The 21,335-nt window shown below is 65.0% G+C and carries 12 protein-coding genes; 8 read left to right on the top strand and 4 right to left on the bottom strand.

From position 1 onward, the window contains the following. Positions 1-189: 189 nt before the first annotated feature. From G6P88_RS07330 to G6P88_RS07340, 3 genes are all read right to left on the bottom strand, one after another. Complete coding sequence (locus G6P88_RS07330; RefSeq protein WP_165322562.1) at positions 190-1,146, bottom strand: class I SAM-dependent methyltransferase; 957 nt, start codon at positions 1,144-1,146, stop codon at positions 190-192. A 119-nt stretch (positions 1,147-1,265) separates the two neighbouring features. Then, entirely contained in the window at positions 1,266-3,824 is a 2,559-nt protein-coding gene (locus G6P88_RS07335) for a methyltransferase domain-containing protein (protein WP_165322563.1), read from the bottom strand. A 56-nt stretch (positions 3,825-3,880) separates the two neighbouring features. Continuing rightward, positions 3,881-8,179: a glycosyltransferase gene (locus G6P88_RS07340; protein ID WP_165322564.1), complete on the bottom strand. Its 4,299-nt coding sequence runs from the start codon at positions 8,177-8,179 to the stop codon at positions 3,881-3,883. A 327-nt stretch (positions 8,180-8,506) separates the two neighbouring features. On the opposite strand from G6P88_RS07340, the gene G6P88_RS07345 reads away from it, so the two are divergent. The 4 genes from G6P88_RS07345 (at position 8,507) to G6P88_RS07360 (ending at position 14,087) form a co-directional block, all read left to right on the top strand. After that, complete coding sequence (locus G6P88_RS07345) at positions 8,507-10,096, top strand: TolC family outer membrane protein (protein WP_165322565.1); 1,590 nt, start codon at positions 8,507-8,509, stop codon at positions 10,094-10,096. Between the two features lie 88 nt (positions 10,097-10,184). Next, positions 10,185-11,930: a type I secretion system permease/ATPase gene (locus G6P88_RS07350; protein ID WP_165322566.1), complete on the top strand. Its 1,746-nt coding sequence runs from the start codon at positions 10,185-10,187 to the stop codon at positions 11,928-11,930. Then, positions 11,927-13,330 carry an HlyD family type I secretion periplasmic adaptor subunit gene (locus G6P88_RS07355; RefSeq protein WP_165322567.1) on the top strand — a complete coding sequence of 468 codons (1,404 nt, stop codon included), beginning with the start codon at positions 11,927-11,929 and terminating at the stop codon, positions 13,328-13,330. The genes G6P88_RS07350 and G6P88_RS07355 overlap by 4 nt, the downstream gene beginning before the upstream one ends. 1 nt (position 13,331) lies before the next feature. After that, positions 13,332-14,087 (top strand): sulfotransferase domain-containing protein, encoded by a 756-nt coding sequence (locus G6P88_RS07360; protein WP_165322568.1) that lies wholly within the window; start codon positions 13,332-13,334, stop codon positions 14,085-14,087. A 63-nt stretch (positions 14,088-14,150) separates the two neighbouring features. On the opposite strand, the gene G6P88_RS20420 is transcribed toward G6P88_RS07360, so the two are convergent. After that, positions 14,151-14,276 (bottom strand): hypothetical protein, encoded by a 126-nt coding sequence (locus tag G6P88_RS20420; RefSeq protein WP_282097782.1) that lies wholly within the window; start codon positions 14,274-14,276, stop codon positions 14,151-14,153. 179 nt (positions 14,277-14,455) lie between these two features. On the opposite strand from G6P88_RS20420, the gene G6P88_RS07365 reads away from it, so the two are divergent. The 4 genes from G6P88_RS07365 (at position 14,456) to G6P88_RS20425 (ending at position 21,283) form a co-directional block, all read left to right on the top strand. Further along, positions 14,456-15,886 carry a calcium-binding protein gene (locus tag G6P88_RS07365; protein ID WP_226946766.1) on the top strand — a complete coding sequence of 477 codons (1,431 nt, stop codon included), beginning with the start codon at positions 14,456-14,458 and terminating at the stop codon, positions 15,884-15,886. Between the two features lie 495 nt (positions 15,887-16,381). Beyond that, positions 16,382-17,863 carry a calcium-binding protein gene (locus G6P88_RS07370; protein WP_165322569.1) on the top strand — a complete coding sequence of 494 codons (1,482 nt, stop codon included), beginning with the start codon at positions 16,382-16,384 and terminating at the stop codon, positions 17,861-17,863. A 378-nt stretch (positions 17,864-18,241) separates the two neighbouring features. Then, positions 18,242-19,675, top strand: a complete 1,434-nt coding sequence (locus G6P88_RS07375) for a calcium-binding protein (protein WP_165322570.1) — start codon at positions 18,242-18,244, stop codon at positions 19,673-19,675. Between the two features lie 174 nt (positions 19,676-19,849). After that, positions 19,850-21,283 (top strand): calcium-binding protein, encoded by a 1,434-nt coding sequence (locus tag G6P88_RS20425; RefSeq protein WP_282097783.1) that lies wholly within the window; start codon positions 19,850-19,852, stop codon positions 21,281-21,283. Positions 21,284-21,335: the final 52 nt, after the last annotated feature.

A 21,335-nucleotide genomic window follows, 5' to 3' on the forward strand; every position in this document is an offset into this window, starting at 1 on the left:
TTCTGATTATCAGATTGGTTGCCACATATACTATAGTGAGTGTCGATAGAAACATTCGCCGAGCGCGTCGCTGATGATCGTTACTCCAGGACCATGAGAGCTGGAGATCGAGATCTGATCGACCACCAACGGCCCACAACCCCTTGGCAAATCGCGTGATCGCCTACCACAGGCCGTTGCCGCTACCGATCACCGTCTTTTCTGAACCGCGATCGTATGGCTGATTGCGTTGCCGCCTGCCGCCCCATCTTCACGTATCTCGACCGGCACGCATCCTGCAGCGTCGATGATTTCGAATATCCGGTCCTGGGATAGCGCGTTCATCTCCATCGCCGGCTGCTCGCTCGATAGATAGCTCTCCGCCGCGAAACGCTGCCCTACGATGTAGGTCGGCATCTGCACGATCGCCACGCCCCCTGGCGTCAGTGCGTCGAGCAGGCGGCGATAGATCGCGGCCATCACGGGCGGCGGGTTATGCTGGAGGACGATCCGGCTGATGACCAGATCGAACAGACCCAGGCCAGCGAGATCATCGACCGATCCGATCGCCTCGAACGTCACATTCCCCGCTGCGACGGTGCCGGCCCTTTCGCGGGCAAGCGCCAGGTGGGGCGGCGATATGTCGACGCCGACAACCGCGTCCGCATGCGCCGCGAGCGCCAACGACAACCGGCCGACGCCGCAGCCAAAGTCCATCGCCCGGCGGAAGTGCGTCGAGAGGCCGCTGCGTCGCAGGAAGTTCAGATGGATATCGATGTCCGGCTTTCCGCTGGCATAGAAGCGCTCGATATTCTCGGCGAGATTCTCTTGCCTGAAGTCATCGCTGACGAGGACCGACCAATGCGGCTCGGTCTCCCCGAATTTCTTCCACTCGGCACCGATGCGGTCGAACATCTGCTGAAGCTGCTTCCCGGAGCAGCGCAGGTCGACGTCGATTTCACGCACGTCCAGATAGCGGCCGACCGGAAGGGCGTGATGCCCATCGGCGCCATTCTTCAAGGCGAACTCCTGGCTGCCGAAGAAGATATCCCGCAGCTGTTGCCAGTCCCGTACATTGAGGAAGCCCTCCACGACGGCCTCGCTCTCGGGATCCCGCCCCAGGATAAGCCGGTAGGCGTCGATCACCTGCTCGCGCGTGACTGCCATCTTCTCTCCTCTCACCGGCGAAACGCCGGACCAAGGCGCATTGGGGCAGCCGTTTCGAAGGATGCAAGCTTATGAGAGGGTTATCTCATCCAGAACGGATCAAAAACCGGGTGAGCCCCTCAGATCCGCCGATACAGCTCTTCCACATGGCCCGCCCGCATCCAGTGGCGGTGCCGGCTGATCAGGGCATAGCCGCCCGCCTTTTCGATCAGCTCCGCCACGGCGTGCAGGCCCGGTGCGGCCACCTCCTGATTGATGCTCAGAACATGTGTCACCCGCGCACCCTGCGCCGCCGCCAGCCACGCCAGAGCATCCTCCTCTGCCATGTCGGGAAGGGAGTCGCAGTTCAGAAGCAGGTCCAGCCGTGACTGCCGCAGGTCGCCGGGGGCAACATCCCGCAGCGCCGTCCCCGTGACATAGGACTGAATAACCGCAGCAGTGGCGCTGCCGAACTGGCGATAGGGTGGCTGCCCCAGCCGACCGGCGTAGAAGGCGTTGAGGCCGATCCCGCCCCCGATCTCTCCGACAGCGAAAGCCTCAGTCCCGCTGGCATCCGCCAGTTGCTCCTGAAGCTGTCGCACACGCCATGCGGCATAGACCGCGTCCAGCATCCGCATATGGACCACCCTGCCCCCGCCGACGGCGATACCGAGATAGGCGCCGATGTTCGGCGGGGGTGACAGGTCGGCACCCAAGGCGGTTTCGATGGCGGCGAAAAGTTCGGCGGGATCGCGTTGCGCCGTAACGCCCCAGGGCCCCGTCTCGGGATTCTCGACCCTCAGACATCCCACCGCTTCGGCGAGCGAGACGAGCTTGTCATGGGTCCAGCGCGCCAGTTGCTCGGCGAAACCGGGATCGCGGGCGCGGTCGTGCTGGCGATCTCCACCCAACCACCCTTGCGCGGCCGAGGATCGGCCGAACGCCGCAAGCGCCGAGGCGAGCCCCTCGTCATCGCCCCGTGCCAGCAGGTCGGCCAGCGGCAGCATCCGCGCGGGCAGGCGATCGATCTCCGCCGGTCCGCCCATCCGGACCCACGCATCGCGAAGCGCTTGCGCACCGACCCTATCCGGTGTGGCCGCGGGCGCTTCGACCAGCGGCGCAAGACGGCCCGCCGGATGGAAAAAGCGAGCGGCCCAGCGTCCCGCAGACGGTGTTGGCGCTGGCGCCGCTGCGGCGTCTCCACCCGCCACAAGCGCCGTGCGAACCGCCAGGGCCAGGTCCTCGAGTCGAACAGCATCGCCTGCCGCGCAGCGGACGAAAGCGGCGTGCCGGCCGCCGAGAATGGCCTCCTGCTCGATTCGCACAGCATCGGCGCCGCCGACCGCCTGCGCGATCGCTGCAATATCCACGTCGTCGCTATCCCGCTGGCCAAGCGCGCCGAGAAAGGCGCGCGCGCTGCGATGGGCCAGGTTGAGCAGCCAGGGCGCCCCGGCCCCGCGACCCAGCGCTGGCATCCCGGCCTGTGACAGGATGACGAGCGGCCGGTTCTGCCCATCGAGATAGGAAGTCAGATCGAAATCTGCGCTGCCGATGAAGCTGTCGGGCCCGAACAAAACCGCCCAGTCGCCGTGCTGGCGGGCGACTGCGTCCGACAGAAGATCGAAGACCGATTGCGTGCCAAGGCCCAGTTCGTACCGATAGCCATGCCGCCGCGCAAAGGCCTGTATCGTGCCGGCCGTCGCCGCCTGCGCGGCGCTATCCTCCTCGCCTTGCCCGATAAACTGGATCAGCATGATTTCGAGCGGCCGATCGGCGCTCGGTGCCAGACGCCGCGCCTCGGGGGACAGTCGCAGCACGGCACAGAATTCGTTGCGCCCATGTGCCGTATCGTAGACGCCTGCGACCTCCAGCCCGACCAGTCCCAGCGCCCCCAGCGCACCGACGATCTCGGCGAAGCGGTCGGGCGTGAAATACCAGGCATGCACATCGACATAGCGGCCCAGCGCGAAATCATGATCGCGCATTGCCTTGGCCAGCCGCGCCGCCCGGTCGCGCGGCAGCGGATCGCCATGATCCCCTGCCCAGTGCCGATGGCTGTCATTATGCGTGGTCAGCGCGACATGTTCGACGATGCTTGCCAGATTGTGCGTCCGCCGGCGGTCGCGATGCGCCTGCAGCACCTGGGCGATCGTGCTTTCGGGCAGGAAATGGTCGAGACAATAGCGTTTGTCGGGAATGATCAGGCAGAACAGGCCATCCGGCTCAAGGATGCGCTCGATCTGCTGCATGTGGTGGATCAGGTCGGGTTGATGCTCGATCGCATGGCTGCTGATGACAGCGTCAAAGCGCCGCTTCACCTGTTCCAGGCCACCGACATAATCGATGTGCGCTGGGCATCCCTCCGGATCGAGCCCGATCTCCCGCGCCCGCGCGCGCAACTGGTCCGCGTCAAGCACGTCCAGATAGGCAACCGACGGCCCCTTGAGCAGCGGATTACAGAAGGGCCCGATCTCGAGGACCGACCGCCCGTCGGCGACCATCGCAATCAGATTTTCGCGCAAGGCGAGTGGAGAGGCGACAAGCCCCCGCGCGCGCCCTTCGGCCAGATAATGGGCTTCGGCTTCCGCCGGCCCGATCGCCAGGTCCGGATTGCGTGCCCGATACTCGGTCTCGTCGAAACGGGGCGGCAAGACCACCGCCTGACCGTCATCGGCGCTCGCTGTTCTTTCCTCGACCATCGGACAGCCTTAGCCTGCGTCCGGCGCCGGGCACAGCCCCGACATCCGGGCGGATATCACCGATACCAGGCATCGCGGTCGTCGACCGGCATGACCTCGAAACTGTCCCAGCGCAGGCCGGGGTGCCAGGATGGATCCTGCGCAAGCCACGGCTTCCAGCGCTGCATGAAGGACGCATATTGGTCGCCCCCAGCCGGCATCTCGCCGCGCGAAGCCTTTTCGGCATGGACCATCTCCGCATCGGGCGTGCAGATGATGCGAAGGCCGAGCGCCCGCATCCGCAGACACATGTCGATATCGTTATATTCGAGCGTGAACTGCTCGTCGAAGCCGCCGATCCGCTCCAACAGGGAACGGCGCGTTGCGAACAGGGCCCCGGTGACCGCAGACCATTCGCGCTGCACCGATGCCCAATCCTGATAGGTGGCGCGATCGGTCGAGCGGCCTGCCCAGGGGTGCGCGACCGCCCCGAACAGCGGCGCTATGCCGGCATGCTGCATCCGCCCGTCGGCATAGAGCAGGCGCCCGCCGACTCCGCCCACATCCTCGTCCATCGAGAAGCCGATGAGCGCCCGCAGCCAGCCGCCCTCGACCGGCTGAAGGTCGTCATTCATCAGGACGATCTGCTCGCTGGTCGCCTCACGCCACAGCCGGTTCATCTTCGCGGCATAGTTGAACGGTTCGTCCACGGCGCGCAGCGTTTCGATCCGACGCAGGACGAAAGGCCAGTCGCGCTTTGCCCAGGCCGGCTCCCCCGCGATATCGTCGCCGACGATCACCGTCAGCCGGTCCATCGGCCAGTCGACCTTCGCCACCGCCTTCAGCAGGCGCTCGACATAGGTGGTCCGGCTGTCCGGAACGCGGCTGCGGCGCGTCGGAATGACGAGCGAAACATCTGGAAAGACTTTGCCGAAACGACGCCGCTGCAGCAACGTGTCGGGCGCCCGCCCCGCCACGAAGCCATGATCGCGATAGTGCGGCAGGCGCTCGAGCATGCGGCGCCGGACGATGGGGTCGGCTTGCGGTCTTTCGGCCGGATGGCACAGAAGGACCTGCGCGATCCGGGCGATCGAAACACCGGCATGATGCGCACGCATCAGCAGATCGTCGAGCAAGGCGCTGCCCATGGCCGGGTCGAGACCGATCTCGCGAAGCACCGAAGCCCGCACGATCAGCGGCGCACCGATATAATCCTGCGCCGCCAGAAGCGTGACGTCGAAACAGGGCTTGAGACGCAACTGATCGATCGGGCGCGTTGCCTCAGCCGCAACGTCGTCGCCATAGAATATGCCCGCATCGGGCCGCGCCTGCATCGCATCACGCCACGCCCGCTCGAACATCGGCGCGAGCCGGCTGCCGCGCGGGGCAAGCACGACCCATGCATCCGGATCATCGGGCAATTCGGGCGGGACGGCCGCGTCATAGGCACCGTCGGGCGCGAGCAGCACCATGTGCAGCCCTTCGCCGAACGCCACGCGCTCGGCTGGCATGCCGGCACGCCCGTTGACCGCAAAGGTCAGGCCGCGCCCTTCGGCGGGCTCCGTGCGCAGCCGTGCGAAGCTGTCGCGGATCCGCTCCGCCACCGCCGCCTGCGAAAGCTGCCCGGCGATCCGCGCCCGCGCTGCAACGCCCTTGCCGGAGTCGCCGGCCTCGACGGCCTCGGCCGCCTGCGTCAGAGCCAGCGACAGTGCCGGCTCATCGATCCGGGCCCAGCTCCCGCCGACGGTATAATGGCCGAAATCCTGATCGAGCGTCCAGCCATGCGCCCGAACCGGCCAGCCGCTCTCCGCGTCCAGAAAGTCGCGGGTTCCGCCGAAATCGGTCGCGACAACGGGCTTGCCCATCGCCATCGCCTCGGCAACCGTCAGGCCGAAGCCTTCCGAACAATGCGGCGAGGCATAGATGTCGGCTGCAGCGACCAGCTCGGCGAGTTCGTCCGCCGTCATCGACCGGTCCAGCAGAACGACGCCGTCGGTTTCATCGGCCAGCGAGCGCAGCGCTTCGCCCTCTTCGGGGCGATCGAGCAAATGCTTGGTCTTGAGGACCAGCGACCATCCGCGCTCGGCCAGCCCTGACGCTGCGAAAGCCCGCACCAGCGCCGCCGGATTCTTGCGCACGAGATAGCTGGACCCATCGAAGATATAGAGGATCGTCCGACGATCGGCGGGCAAGCCCAGCCGCTCACGACTGGCGCCCGGATCGACCAGCGAGGTCTCCGCGAGCGGGACGACGTGCGGCACGACGTCGACCGGAACGTCTCCGCCCGCGGCGAAGACATCGGCGCAATAGCGGCTCGGTGCCCAGATGCGATCGACCGCGCCGAAATTGCGGCGCCAGGCAGGCGGGATATGCCCCATCTCCCACACCCAATAGCCGATCCGCTTTCGGGCCGCCCCAATCGCTGCAAGCTGGTCGTCGGTCAGCAGATGCCAGCTGTCGGGGTTGAGATGCACGATGGCGATATCGGCCGGCCCGGCAAAGTCGACGATGTCGACGGGCGGGGTCAGCGGCTTGTGGACGTGAAAGGCCTTGTGGACGGGGTGCAGGTTCAGGCGGACGCCCGTTTCCCGCAACGCAGCGATGATCCCACGGCTTGCCGAGCCCAGCCCATTGTCATAGTTCCACGGACCGAAGAACGCGACCTTGAGCCTCTCATCGGCCCCTGCCGCCCGCTCCGGCAGGCGCCGCGCCAGCAGGCGGCCGCCATCGTCCACCGGACCTTCTTCGGCGGCAGCAGCGATCACCGCTTCCGCCAGCGCCGCGTCGAAGCCATGCGCGGCGAGGACGTCCTGCCAGCCGTCTATGTCGATCGCGTCGAACTGACCGCGCAGCAGCAGCAGCTTGACGAACGGCATCCCCGCCTCGATCAGCGCGCGCCAGCCGAACAGGGTCGGATTGATCGCCGTAGCGCTGGGGTAGAGGATATCCACCCTGTGCCCGCTCTCCTCGGCCAGTTCGGCGAGGCGAACTTCATAGGCGCGGATGACATGATCCTTGCGGGTCAGCAGGCGGACATCGTCCATGAAGCCGTGGAACGCGCGCGACGAGAGGAACCGGCTCTTCACGGCGAGGAAATAGCTCTGCACATGCCAGCGCCACTCATGGCTTTCGGTCAGACCGACCAGATCGGCCTCGCTCGCCCGCACCTGCTCCACCAGCGTAGCAATTCGGCCCGTATCGGCCGCCGGCAGAACGCTGTCGTTGACCAGATACAGGGTCGACGAACCATAGAGACGCGGGTCGAGCTTCAGCGCATGCGCCCAAGCGGCGAAGTCATAGCCGCCATTGCGGCGCACGAGCATCCCGTCGACAAGGTCGAGCAACTCGGGCGCAGGGTCGAGCGGCCGGTCGACCGAGGCGATCAGGCATACGGACAGACCCGCCGCCTTGAGCGCCCGGATATAAGGCAGGACGTGCGGCTTGACCTTGCCGCTGCGCGAATGGGTGACGAACAGCGCCACCTCGCCGCGCGGATCGCCGACAAAGGGCTTCACCGTGACGGAAGGCAGAGACCAGGCGACCGCATGATCCTCGGGGTGGCGCGAGGGGGGGAACAGGATGATCGGGCCGGGCTCCAGCGTCGCACCGTCGGGCATGCGCCGCGCGAGGACCTCCGCCCCCTCCCCATTATCGCCCAGTTCGACATCGAGCACGGTGCGGAATTCCAGCATGCCGTCGTCACGTCGGCTCGGCGTCGCCTGACCCACAAGGCGCTGGCCCTCGCGAAACTCGACCCAGGGCTGCTCATCCTCGGTCTCGAACAAGACGCCCGAAACGCCACGCAGATACCAGCCCTCGATTCGCCCGCCCCAGGCGGGCGGGGCCTCCGGCTCTGCGCCCTCCTCTTGGAGAGCAGCACTTTCCTCCTCGCTATGCAGCACCTCGTCGGCGGCGCAGTCTATCGTCGTGCTGTCACCATCGGCATCGGATTGCTCCGGTTCGGGCCCAACTTCGGGTTCGGGTTCGGTTTCGGGTTCTTCCGGGGGCGGGGCGAGTTCGGCAAGCGCGCGTGCGGCATGGTCGTTGCCGTCGAGCTCGAAGCTTTTCCGATAGAAATCGAGCGCACCCTCGATATTGCTGCGCCGGCGCTCCAGATGTCCGCGGCAGAGCGCGAGGTCTGCGTCCTGCGGGTCGATCTCCGCCGCCCTGCGATAGGCTGCGTCGGCCTCTCCAAGGTCGCCGGCCTCTGCCAGCATATGGCCGAGTTGCACCCAGATCGCGAAATCACCAGGCCGGGCGGCAAGGAAGCGGCGATAGTGCCGGGCGGCGGTGCGCCAGTCACGCGCATCGCGCGCGGCGCTCGCCTTCCGAAAGGCCCGCCTGACCGTCCGCCGCTGCCAATAGCCGCCTATCATCCCGGAAGCGCTACCATGAGGAGAGTGGGGACGAAATCGGGAGCGCGCATGGCGAAAGACTCTTGATCGATGGTGCCGCGGGGCGGTTGCGGCCGGCCGCGCCGGTCCTGCCTCTTAGGAAGAAGCCACATTCAAACGCAAGCCGTTAAGGCTGCAGCAAGGGTCTCGTCGTGATTGACTCACGCGCACAGGCGGCTATGGGGGCGGCCCGGCACCAGCGGCGGGCCTGGGATAGGAGCCGTCGATGAAATGACGGCAAACTGGATGATCCTCATAAGACAGCGCAGCCCCCGTCGATCTTCCAACGCAATCGGTCGAACGCGCCTGATGGCCGGTTCGCTTCTCGGTCTTACGTTCGCGACGACACCCTCGATCGCCATGGCTGAGACGCTGATGGACGCGGTGGAAGCGGCCTACGCAAGCAACCCGACACTCGTCGAGCAGCGCTTCCGGCAGAAGGCGACCAACGAGACCTACGTCCAGACCCGCGGACAATATGGGCCGACCGTTTCGGTCACGGCGACTGGCTCCTACGAGTACCAGAAACTGGGGCCAAAATTCGGCAGCCGCTCGGGCGATACCAATCAAGGCGAATTGAGCGTCAGCGTCCGCCAGCCTGTCTATACCGGTGGGCGCGTCCGTGGGGCGATCGCCCAAGCCCGGGCCAATGTCGAACAGAGCCAGGAAATATTGCGCCGGGTCGAAGGCGAAACCGTTCAGCGCGTGATCGAAGTTTATGGCGCTGTGTTGCGCGACGAGCAGCGGCTCGAGGTCTCGAAGGAGAATGTCGCAGCGCTTCGCGAGCAGCTGGCCGAACGCCGCGCGCGGCGCAATGTGCGCGACGCGACCATAACCGACGTGGCCCAGGCCGATGCGCGCCTTGCCGCAGGCGAGCTGCAGCTGGCTGCTGCGGAGACGCAGCTGGCCGTGAGTCGGGGCCAATATCTGCTCGTCGTCGGCCGTGAGCCGCGTGACCTTCAGCCGCTGCCGGATCTTGGGGGGCTGCCCGAGAGCGTCGACGAGGCCTTCGCCATCGCCGACGAGGAAAATGCCAATCTCGCCGCCGCCCGCTATAACGAGCAGGCGACGCGCGCCAATGTCGCGGCGCAGCGCGGCAATCAGCGGCCACAGGCGACCATCTCCGCCTCGGCCGGCAAGCTCGGGCCGCTGTCGCCCTATGACAGTCGCCAGCTGCGCACCGACGTCCAGGCGCAGATCACGATCACCCAGCCGATCTTCCAGGCCGGCGCGATCCAGTCGCGCATCCGCCAGGCCCAGGACCAGAATGGCGCCGCCCAGGCCGCGCTCGACGGCGAACGGCGGCAGGCGTTGCAGGATGTGGTCGTCGCATGGAACCAGCTGCGCTCGGCCCGCATCGCCGTCACCGCGGGTCGCCGGCAGGTCGAGGCCGCCCAGGTTACCTTCGCCGGCATGCGGCTGGAGGAGCAGAACGGGCTGCGAACGACGACCGACGTGCTCAACGCGGAGCAGGAGCTGGCCTCGGCGCAGCTGGGGCTGCTGTCGAACCGCTACAATGAATATGTCGCGCGCGCATCCCTGTTGCTCGCGATGGGCCGACTGGATGCGCGCACGGTGAACTCGGCGATACCGGCCAAGGATCCCGACGAGGAATTCCGCAAGGTGCGCTGGCGCGGCGTTTCGCCGACAGAACCCGTCGTGATGCTGCTCGACCGGGTCGGATCGGCCAGCCCGAATGCGAAGCCGAAGCCCGACCTGCGCGGCGCCAAGCAACCGAAGCCGACTGGCCAGCTCGATCTGCCGCCCACGCCGCCACCGAGCGTGGTAACCGATCCGCTGACTCCGATCAGCAAGAGTCGCCTGATCTCTGCCGAGGAGATACCGGCGCTGCTCGGCGACTATGGCAATCCCCCGCCCCGCCCCTCGGATCCGCAATGAAAAGATTTAGCCGCCCGGCGGCCGGGATGATATCAGGCCGGCCAGCTCGCGAATATCGGCGGACGCCGCAAACGGGAATGACTGCGCGATGATTTCCGCCCTGCTCCAGAAGAACATGATCAACGATGCCCTGGCCAAGGGCAAGCGTGCCTTCGCGGCCGCCGCACTGTTCAGCCTGTTCAGCAACCTGCTGTTCCTTGCGCTCCCGATCTACACCAACCAGATCTACTCGCGCGTGCTGGCCAGCCATAGCGGGTCGACGCTGCTGGTGCTGACCTTTGGCGCGCTGGTGGTGTTCCTGGTCTCGAGCATTCTGGACCATTATCGCACGCAAACGCTGTCGAACTTCGGCATCGCCTTCGATCGCGAACTGGCCAGCCCCACCTTCGCCGCGCTGTTCGATCTGGTCGTCCGCCGCGTCGGCGGATCGCATGCCCAGGCACTGCGTGACCTCGACACGCTGCGTGCGGCGATCAGCGGAGCCGCAGTGAGCGTGCTGTTCGACCTGCCGTGGATGCCGATATTCCTGGGCGTGCTGTTCGTCATCGATCCCTGGATCGGTGCCGTGACGACGATCGGCGGATTTCTGCTGTTGCTGCTCGCCATCCTGCAGGATCGCGCGACCCATGCGGCGCTGAAGGAAGCGAGCAGCGCGTCTATAAAGAGCTATTCCTTCACCGACGCCGCACTCCGTAATTCGGAAATCGTCCGCGCGCTCGGCATGCTGCCGATGCTCGGCAGCGCCTGGTTCACCTATCGCCAGATCGCGCAGCGGATGAACATCGTCGCGAGCGATCAGGGCAGCTTCTATCAGGCGGCTATACGCTTCGTCCGCATGGGCATTCAGGTCGCGACGATCGCGGTGGGCGCCTATCTCGTCATCATCGGCAACATCGCCTCGGGTCTGTTGTTCGCCAACATGCTGCTCGCCTCGCGGGCACTCGCCCCGATCGAGCGACTTGTCGCGTCCTGGAAGGTGCTGTTCGAGGCCTCCCAATCCTATAAGCGTCTCGACAAGGTGCTCGCCGAGTTCGAGCCGCCGGTGCCGTCGACCCAGCTGCCGACGCCCACCGGCCGCATCGCTTTCGAGGGCGTGAGCTTCACGACCAAGGCGTCGCCTGCCCCGATCCTGATGGGCGCCAGCTTCATCATCGTGCCGGGCGAGATGGTCGGCGTGATAGGCCCGTCGGGCGCGGGCAAGTCGACCCTGCTGCGGCTGATGGTCGGCATCTGGAAGCCGGGCACCGGCACCGTCCGGCTCGACGGGGCCGACGTCTATAGCTGGGAACGCAGCGATTTCGGCCGCCATGTCGCCTATCAGCCACAGGACACCGAATTGTTCGCCGGCACCGTACGTAACAATATCTGCCGTTTTCTGCCCAATGCACAGGACGCCGACATCGTCGCCGCCGCGCAACTGGCCGGCGCGCATGACCTGATCCTGCGCCTGCCCAAAGGCTATGATACCGAACTGGGCGAGGCGGGGTCGATCCTGTCGGCCGGCCAGCGCCAGCGCGTCGGCCTCGCCCGCACCCTATATGGCGATCCAAAGGTCGTCGTTCTCGACGAACCGAACGCCAATCTCGACGCCGACGGCGAAAATGCGCTGGCCGAGGCGCTTCGCAACCTCAAGGCCAAAGGCACGACCATCGTTATGGTGTCGCACAAGCCGAGCGTTCTTTCCCAGGCGGACAAGCTGATGATGATCCGCGCCGGGCGCATCGAGAAATATGGCCCGCGCGAGGATGTGCTGCGCGCGCTGAACCCGCCTCAGGCGACACAGGCCCCGCAGAACAAGCCGCCAAGCCCAGCTCTGGCGGAGGTCAAGCCATGAAGCTGCTCGCCGACCTGCGCCGCGCCATCGCGCGCCCCGATTCCAGCGAGACAGTCGAGGGCGAGCCGGTCGATCCTGCTGCCGCCTTCGCCGCCCGCGACGCGGAGATCGAACGCCGGCTGCGCCATCCGATGGCGAAGGGCGGTATCGCACTGCTGATCCTCATCGTCGTCCTGCTGATCTGGGCGTCGGTGTTCCGCGTCTCGGGCGCGGTGCTCGCGCAGGGCGTGATCAAGGTCGAGGACAACAGCAAGACACTGAGCCGGCTCGAGGCGGGGGTCGTCCGCGACATCCTCGTCCGCGAGGGCCAGAAGGTCGCGCAGGGCCAGTTGCTGATCCGGTTCGACGACACCCAGTCCGAAGCCGCTGTCGACATCTTCCAGAGCGCCGTCGACAGCGCCCGTGCGCAGATCGCCCGCTTCCAGGCCGAAGCCGCCAATGCGTCTTCAGTGACCTTTCCCCAGGACCTCGTCGCACGCGCGGCGACCGATCCGAACGTGGCCGCGCTGCTCGACGGGCAGCGGGCGCTGTTCGACACCCGGATGATGCTCTATCGCAGCCAGGCGATGGTTCTCAACTCGCAGGCGCAGCAACTGCAGACGCAGGTCGCCGGCCTGCAGATCCAGGCCGACGCGATCGAGGATCAGGGCAAGCTGATCCGCGAAGAGCTTCAGGGCGTGCGCGAACTGGCGCGGCAGGGCTATGCCCCCAACAGCCGCCTCCTCGCGCTCGAACGCAGCACCGTCCAGGTGCGCGGGCAGAAGGGGTCGGCCATGTCCGACATCTCCCGCGCGCGCCAGTCGATCGGCCAGGTCCGCCTGCAGATCGCGCAGCTCGAGGACAAACACCAGACCGAGGTCGCCGACGGCATCCGCGCCGCACAGGAGAAGCTGGCAGAGGCCGACCCCAAGCTGCGCTCTGCGAAGATGATGCTGCAGCAGACCGAAATCCGTGCGCCCGTCGCCGGCTATGTCTTCAACCTGACCCAGTTCACCAAGGGCGGCATCGCCGGAGCGGGACAGGTGCTGCTGCAGATCGTGCCGTCGAACACCAAGCTGGTCGTCGCGGCCGAGGTCGCCCCGCGCGACATATCCGACGTGCGCCGCGACATGCCGGCGCGTGTCACGCTGCTCGGCTTCAATCCGCGCCTCGTCTCGCCGGTCGATGGCAAGGTGACGCTGGTGTCGGCCGATGCCCGTGTGAACGACAAGACCGGACAAAGCCATTTCCTGGTCGAGGTCACCGTGCCGGCCGAGCAGATCGCAAAGGCTGGCCCCAATGTCCGCCTCGCGCCCGGCATGCCGGCCAGCGTCGCGATCGTGACGGGGGAGCGGACGATAATAGACTTCCTGCTCGAACCCTTCACCGATTCCATGCGCACGGCCCTCCGCGAACGCTGAGATGACCCGCAAGGTCGATTTCCTCGTCTCGGGGGTCCAGAAGGGCGGCACCAGCGCGCTGTTCGAATATCTGCGCGAGGTGCCCGGCCTTCATCTGCCCGACGTCAAGGAAGCGCATTTCTTCGACGACGAGGAGCAGGACTGGGACCGTCCGGACGAAGCCGCCTATCATGCGCTGTTTCCCGACCGCCCAGGCCGGTGGGGCGAAGCGACGCCGATCTACCTCTACTGGCCGAACGCGATCGAGCGGATCGCACGCTATAATCCGGCGATGCGGATGATCCTGATCTTCCGCGACCCGGTCGAACGGGCCTGGTCGCACTGGAAGATGGAATATGCCAAGCGCAAGGAGCGCGAGCCCTTTGCCTGGTGCATTCGCGAGGGCCGCGCGCGGCTGACGCCCGGCGATCCGCAGGCGCCCGGCCATCATCGCGTGTTCAGCTATGTCGAACGGGGCTATTACGGTGCCCAGGTCGAACGGCTGCTCCGCAGCTTCCCCCGCACGCAATGCCTGTTCCTGCGATCGGAGGATCTGCGGACCGACCCCGCGGGGACGATCGCCTCGGTGTGCGCCTTCCTCGGGGTCGCCCCACCGGCGAACGTGCTGCCCCGCAGCGTACGCGCGGCACGCGACGACATCGACTATCCGTCGCGCCTGACCGCAGAGGATCTCGTCCTGCTGCGCGGGCTATACCAGGCGGATCTTGCCCGATTCGAGGCGCTTACCGGAATCGACCTCGGCAACTGGAGCCGCTGAGGGCGCGGCATCAGCCCAGCAACGACACGACCCTCATCTGCCGGAACACCCGGAAATAGAGGCTCAGGCGCCCAACATCGCCTCGGTTGTAGCGCGATCGTCATTTTTCTTCGGAAATCGACACGCAGCAGCAGCACGAACATTGGCGTGCCCATAGAAAATAGCGGCGCGGCGCATGAAGAAAGCCATGCTGCGCTGCGCTTTTGTCTGTTGCGCGGTTGAGAAAGCTTGGCTAAGCAACGTGCTGGGCTTGCTCGTCGAACCATGCCGTGGGGGATCGGTTCGCGGGCGGCAAGGGGTGCCTCCCGCTCGTGGATCACGGGAGGTTGCGCGCTGCTTGCCCGGGTAAGGTTCAACTGGAGGTTCTAATGGCTAATTACACTTTTGAAACGATGACGTCGGCCGACGCCGCCAATTTCACATCGGCTGACACGCTCACCTTCTCGAGCAGCACGCTCACCCCGGCCGACGTCGTCGTGGCTAACAGCGGCAACGCGTTCGACATCACCACGCTCACCGCTGGCGGCAAGTCGCTTTCCTTCCCCGGTTCGGCTCTCTCGGGCGCGAACATTCAGTTCGTCAGCTCGTTCATTGCGGGCAGCGGTGCGACCCTCGCGGTCGGCACGAACGATGGGGATGAAGTCGGCGTCGAAACCGACAGCGACGGCTCGTTCATCTATGGCTTCGCTGGTAACGATTTCCTGGCTTCCGACGGTTCGGGCGCGAGCACGATCTCCGGCGGCGACGGCAACGACATCATCACGCTGAACGGCAGCGGTTCTGTCGACGCTGGCGCTGGCAACGACTCTGTCACTCTGGGCGAAGACACTACCGATGAGGATTCGGTCGTCGTCACGGGTGGCGCGGGCAACGACACCATCACTCTTAACGGCGACGCGGCCGTCACGATCACCGGCGGCGCCGGTGCCGATACCGTCAACTCCAACCTCGGAACTGACGGACTCCTCAACATTTCGCTGGGTGATGGCAACGACGTAGCCAACACGGGCAACGTGTCGGGCGCCACGATCATCGAAGGCGGCGCTGGCGCTGACTTCATCACTGGCGGCAGCAGCAACGACCGTCTCTATGGTCAGAGCGCTGCTGGTGGCGCCGACGGTAACGACATCATCGAAGGCCGCAACGGCTCGGATTACATCCAGGGTAACGCCGGCGCGGATACGCTCGATGGCGGCAACGGCAGCGATCGCATTTTCGGCGGTGCAGACAACGACACCATCAACGGCGATGACGGCAACGACACCGTCAACGGCAACAAGGGTGACGACATCATCGACGGCGGCCTCGGCAACGACTCGCTGCGCGGCGGTGCCGATGACGACATCGTCAATGGTGAAGACGGCAACGACGTCATCCTCGGCGATGCCGGCGATGACGAGATCACCGGTGGTGCGGGTGTTGACATCCTGACCGGCGGCGCAGGCAACGACGTATTCGTCTTCGCCGAAGGCGACGCCGACGTTCTGACCATCGACGACGAGACCGTTACCGATCGCGTGACCGATTTCTCGACCGGCGACCTCATCGACCTCGGCTTCACCGTCGAAGAAGTCAGCGATGCTCCGGGCCTGATCTTCACCACTGTCGATGCGGCCTTCAACTACGCTGATGAAGCCAACCTCGACGCAGGCGAAGTGCTTGCTCTGACCGTCGGCACCGACACCTATCTGTTCTACAACGATGAAGGTGCTCTGGGTTCCGTGACGTCGGCTATTGCCTTCACCGGCGTGACCACCCTCACGACGGACAGCTTCGTCGAAGCCTCCGTCGCTCCCTGATCCATCAGGACAGGTACAAGGATCGGGGCGGCCGAAGGGCCGCCCCTTTTCTTTTGTGCCAACGATATCGCACAACGCAGGGCCGACCTTCTCGGGACGTCCGCCCGGACCATCTGCCTCTCATCGCCTCCGGAAAGCCGTCAGCGACCCAGCGTAGCCGCCCCTTGAAAATCGTCCACATTGCCCCCTGCCCGACCGCCCCATCGACCATGCTGAACCATCGGCCGCGCGCAGAGCGGGGGCGGTCGACCCAGAAAATGAGACTTGGGAAATCCGCGTGGAGCCCCCGCGCGCGGACAACTTCTACCTCGGTGAGGCATAGGGGAAAGCCCGGCTGCGGCACCGCTCTTTACCCCGCAGTTACGGAATCAAAATATCTATGCGCGTCCCGTGATCATGATATAAGCGGCGCCGAGGACGCTGTCTGTCTTGTCGACGCCACATGCGGCCGGGGGCTCACTGGAGTGAATGATGGCTAATTATACTTTCGAAACAATGACGTCGGCTGACGCCGCCAATCTGGTGGCAGGCGATGTACTTACCTTCTCGAGCAGCACGCTCACCCCGGCCGACGTCGTCGTGGCGAACAGCGGCAACGCGTTTGACATCACCACGCTGACCGCTGGCGGCAAGTCGCTCTCCTTCCCTGGTGCAGCCCTCTCGGACGCGAATATCCAGTTCGTCAGCTCTTTCATCGCGGGCAGCGGCGCGACCCTCGTGGTCGGTACCAATGGCGCCGATCAGGGGCCTGGCGGCGTCCTTGAACTGGGCACGGACGACGATGGCTCGTACATCTATGGCTTCGCCGGCAACGACGTGATCGATTCCACCGGCTCCGGTGCTGTTACGATCCTGGGCGGTGACGGCAATGACCTCATTTTCTCGGCTGGCGGCGGTTCGATCGACGGCGGCGCCGGCGATGACGAGATCGACTCGGATACCGATGACACGATTGTGATCGTCGGCGGTGCCGGTGATGACCAGATCGATATCCAGGGCAGCCCGGAAGCGACGATCACGGCCGGGGCGGGCGACGACAGCGTCCAGGTCGACAGCGACAGCGAGGGCCTTCTGAACATCACCCTGGGTGACGGCAATGACGTGTTCGAGGGTAACGGCAGCGATTCGACCTCGATCGTCGAAGGCGGCGCTGGTGCGGACGTCATCGAAGGCGGCGACGGCAACGACCGCCTCTATGGTCAGAGCGCTGCCGGCGGCGCCGACGGCAATGACACCATCTCCGGCGGCGAGGGTTCGGATTATCTGCAGGGCAATGCCGGCAGCGATACGCTCGATGGCGGACGTGGCTCCGACCGCATCTTCGGTGGTGCCGACAATGACACGATCCGTGGCGATGACGGCAACGACACCGTCAACGGCAACAAGGGCGAAGATCTGATCGACGGCGGCGACGGCAACGACTCACTGCGCGGCGGTGCCGATGACGACATCATCTGGGGCGGTTTCGCCGGTGAAAACGCGCTTCTCGTGGGCAGCGGCAACGACGTCATCCTCGGGGATGCCGGCGACGACACGCTGATCGGCGGTGCAGGCAACGACACGATCGACATCCTCACTGGCGGTGCCGGTAACGACGTCTTCGTGTTCGAGAGTGGCGATGCTGCCATCGCCACTATCGGCGATGATACGCTGACCGATCGCATCACCGATTTCACTACCGGTGACAAGATCGACATCGGCCACGAAGTCACCGACGTCACCTCGGCTCCGGGTCTGATCTTCACCACCGTCGAGGCGGCGTTCAACTATGCCAACGATGCGGAGGTGGCTGAAGGTGAGGTTCTCGCGCTGACCGTCGGCACCGACACTTATCTGTTCTACAACGCAGCCAACGATGAAGGCTCGGTTGACTCGGCGATCGCTCTTACCGGCGTGACCACGGTGACCACGGCGAGCTTCGTCGCTGCGGACTTCTTCGATGTAGCGGACGCCTTCGGCTTCGCCATCATCTCCTGATCCTTCTGGACAGGCAAAAAGATCGGGGCGGCCGAAAGGTCGCCCCTTTTCTTTTGTATGCTCCTCGCCTGCCAGTCAGCTATGAATCCGATGAAGCCGCTCGATCAAGCATGGCCTCGCTCAGAGCGCTTCACCTTTCAGAGAAGACCGTCATCTATCTTCTCCCGTCACGTGCCCGGCCTTCTATGATCGGCTGAAACACGCTCGCCGCGTCGCTTTCGCATCGCACCTGGGGCGAAATCCATCGAACGCGCAGCACGTCCCGACGAAAATTTTTCGATCCTCCAGGCCCTTGTCAGCCCATCGGACGTTTCAGACAGCAGTTCGCCCCTCGGCGAGCGCGCCCGATGATCCCGCTAGGTCCAACTGGAGTTCCCCATGGCCAATTACACGTTCGAGACGATGACCTCGGCCGAAGCCGCCAATCTGATGGCCGGCGACACGCTGACCTTCTCCTCCTCAACGCTCACTCCCGCCGACTTGGCCGTAGCCAATAGCGGCAACGCGTTCGACATCACCACCATTACGGCCGACGGCAAGACGCTCTCCTTCCCCGGCGCCGCGCTTTCGGGCAGCAGCATCCAGTTCGTCAGCTCGTTCATCGCTGGCAGCGGTGCGACGCTGGAAATCGGTTCCAATGCGTCCGAGAACCTGACCCTCAACACCAGCGACGACGGCTCCTATCTTTACGGCTTTGCCGGCAACGACACGATCGAATCGATCGGCACCGGCGCAGCAACCCTGTCCGGCGGCGACGGCAATGACGACATCACCGCATTCGGCGGTGGCTCGATCGACGGCGGCGCGGGCAATGACGACATTACCTCAACCGCAATCGAGGACCTGATCATCGCCGGTGGCACAGGCAATGACGCCATCCTGTTGAATGGCGGCGGCGCGGTCACCGTAGCCGGCGGGGCCGGAGACGACAGCGTGACCGTCGATGCCGATGGTACCGGCCTGTTCAACATCGCGCTCGATGACGGCAACGACGTCTTCAACGCCAATGGCTCGGATACGACGGTCATCGTCAACGGTGGCAGCGGAGCCGACACGCTGACCGGCGGCGACGGCAATGATCGCCTTTATGGGCAGAGCGCCAGCGGCGGCATAGACGGCAATGATAGCATCAGCGGTGGTGACGGTTCCGACTATCTGCAGGGCAATGCCGGCGTCGACACGCTGAACGGTGAAGATGGCAGCGACCGGATCTTCGGCGGCGCCGACAATGACGCCATTTCTGGCGGCGACGGCAACGACAGCGTCAACGGCAACAAGGGCGAAGACGAGATTTTCGGCGGTGCTGGAAACGATTCCCTGCGCGGCGGCGCCGATAACGATCTGATCTCCGGCGACAGCGGCAATGACGTCATTCAGGGCGATGCAGGCGACGATATCGTCATCGGTGGTGTTGGGGCCGACATTCTGTCAGGCGGCGCAGGCAACGATCTTTTCGTGTTCCGCGATACCGATGCCAACCAGCTGACCGTCGATGACACTGTCTTCACCGACCGGATCACCGATTTCGGCGCTGGCGACAAGATCGACCTCGGCTTCGCGGTGAGCGAGGTGGGCGACGCGCCCGGCCTTGTCTTCACCACGACCGATGCCGCGTTCGATTATGCCGCCACGGCAACGCTCGCCAATGGCGAAGTCCTTGCCCTGACGGTCGGCGCCGACACCTATCTCTTCTATGATGCGGACGGTTCGGGCGGCGCCAATTCGGCAACGTCGGCGATCGCGCTGAACGGCGTCACCAGCGTGACCACGGCCAGCTTCGTCGCGGACGATTTCTATCAGCTCGCAGGCTGATCGAAGCATTTCGTTATGAAAGGGGGTGGCCACAGGCTGCCCCCTTTTTCATGCCTGGTGCTCGCGGATCGCGGATCGGCTTGTGTTTGGCGGTTCGGACGACATAAGGGACCGTGACGGTGGGAGAACGAGCATCTCCGGTCCGTTTAACCCATGTTCCGACCGGAGACTTCAATGGCGAACTATAATTTCGAGACGATGACTTCGGCGGATGCCGGCAATTTGCTGGCTGGCGACACGCTTACCTTCTCCGGCAGCACGCTGACGCCGGCCGATGTCGTCGTCGCGAACAGCGCCAACAGCTTCGATATCACCACGCTGACGGCAGGCGGAAAGTCGCTTTCCTTCCCCGGCACCGCCCTGGCTGGCGCGAACATCAAGTTCGCCAGTTCCTTCATCGCGGGAAGCAGCGCGACGCTCATCGTTGGGGCCAACGGGGCCGACAACCTGTTCCTGAACACCGACGATGATGGCTCGGCGATGTACGGCTTTGCCGGCGACGACAGCATCGGATCGTTCGGCACGGGCACGACCACCATTTCCGGCGGTGACGGCAACGACATCATCAATGCCTTTGGCGGCGGATCGATCGACGGCGGCGCAGGCAACGACCAAATCACCTCTACCACTGTCGATGACCTCAGCATCACCGGCGGCGCGGGTGATGACAGCATCCTTGTAAACGGAACCGGCGACGCGACGATCTCTGGCGGTGCGGGTGTCGACATAGTCACCATCAACTCGACCGCCGATGGCGTCTTCTCCATCTCGCTGGACGACGGCAACGACGTGATGAGCGCGAGCAGCTCCGATGCCACGCTCGTCGTCAATGGCGGCGGGGGTGCGGATTCGATCACGGGCGGCACCGGCAATGATCGCCTCTATGGCCAAAGTGCCGCCGGCGGTGCCGACGGCAACGACAATATCAATGGCCGTGGCGGCGCCGATTATATCCAGGGCAATGCCGGTGCGGACACGCTGAGTGGCGCGGAGGGCAGCGACCGCATTTTCGGCGGTGCGGACAATGACGTCATCAACGGCGACGCCGGCAACGACACCGTCAACGGCAATAAGGGTGCCGACCAGATCAGCGGCGGCGACGGCAATGATTCGCTCCGTGGCGGCGCCGACGACGACCTCATTTTTGGCGAAGACGGCAATGACGTCATCCTCGGCGATGCCGGCGATGATACGCTGATCGGCGGCTCGGGCGAAGATACGATTGACATTCTCACCGGCGGTGCGGGTAATGACATCTTCGTCTTCAGCCGCAGCGACGCCGCAGTGGCAACGATCGACGGCGCGACGCTGACCGATCGCATCACAGACTTCACGACAGGCGACAAGCTGGACCTGGGCTTCGAGGTCCTTGAGGTCAGCGCAGCTCCGGGCATCCAGTTCACGACTGTCCAGGCCGCATTTGACTATGCTGGAACTGTCACGCTCGACGACAATGAGGTGTTGGCACTGAAGGTCGGCACGGACACCTATCTGTTCTACAGGGATAACGGTCAGGATGGAGCCGTCAACTCGGCGATCACCCTCACTGGCGTGACCGCGCTCACCACCGCCAGCTTCGTCGATGAAGATTTCTTCAGCTTCGCCTGATCCGCAGAGGCGGACCGATGAAGGGGGGCGACCGAAAGGTCGCCCCTTTCTT

The sequence above is a fragment of the Rhizorhabdus phycosphaerae genome (genome assembly GCF_011044255.1).
Classification (GTDB): Bacteria; Pseudomonadota; Alphaproteobacteria; order Sphingomonadales; family Sphingomonadaceae; genus Rhizorhabdus; species Rhizorhabdus phycosphaerae.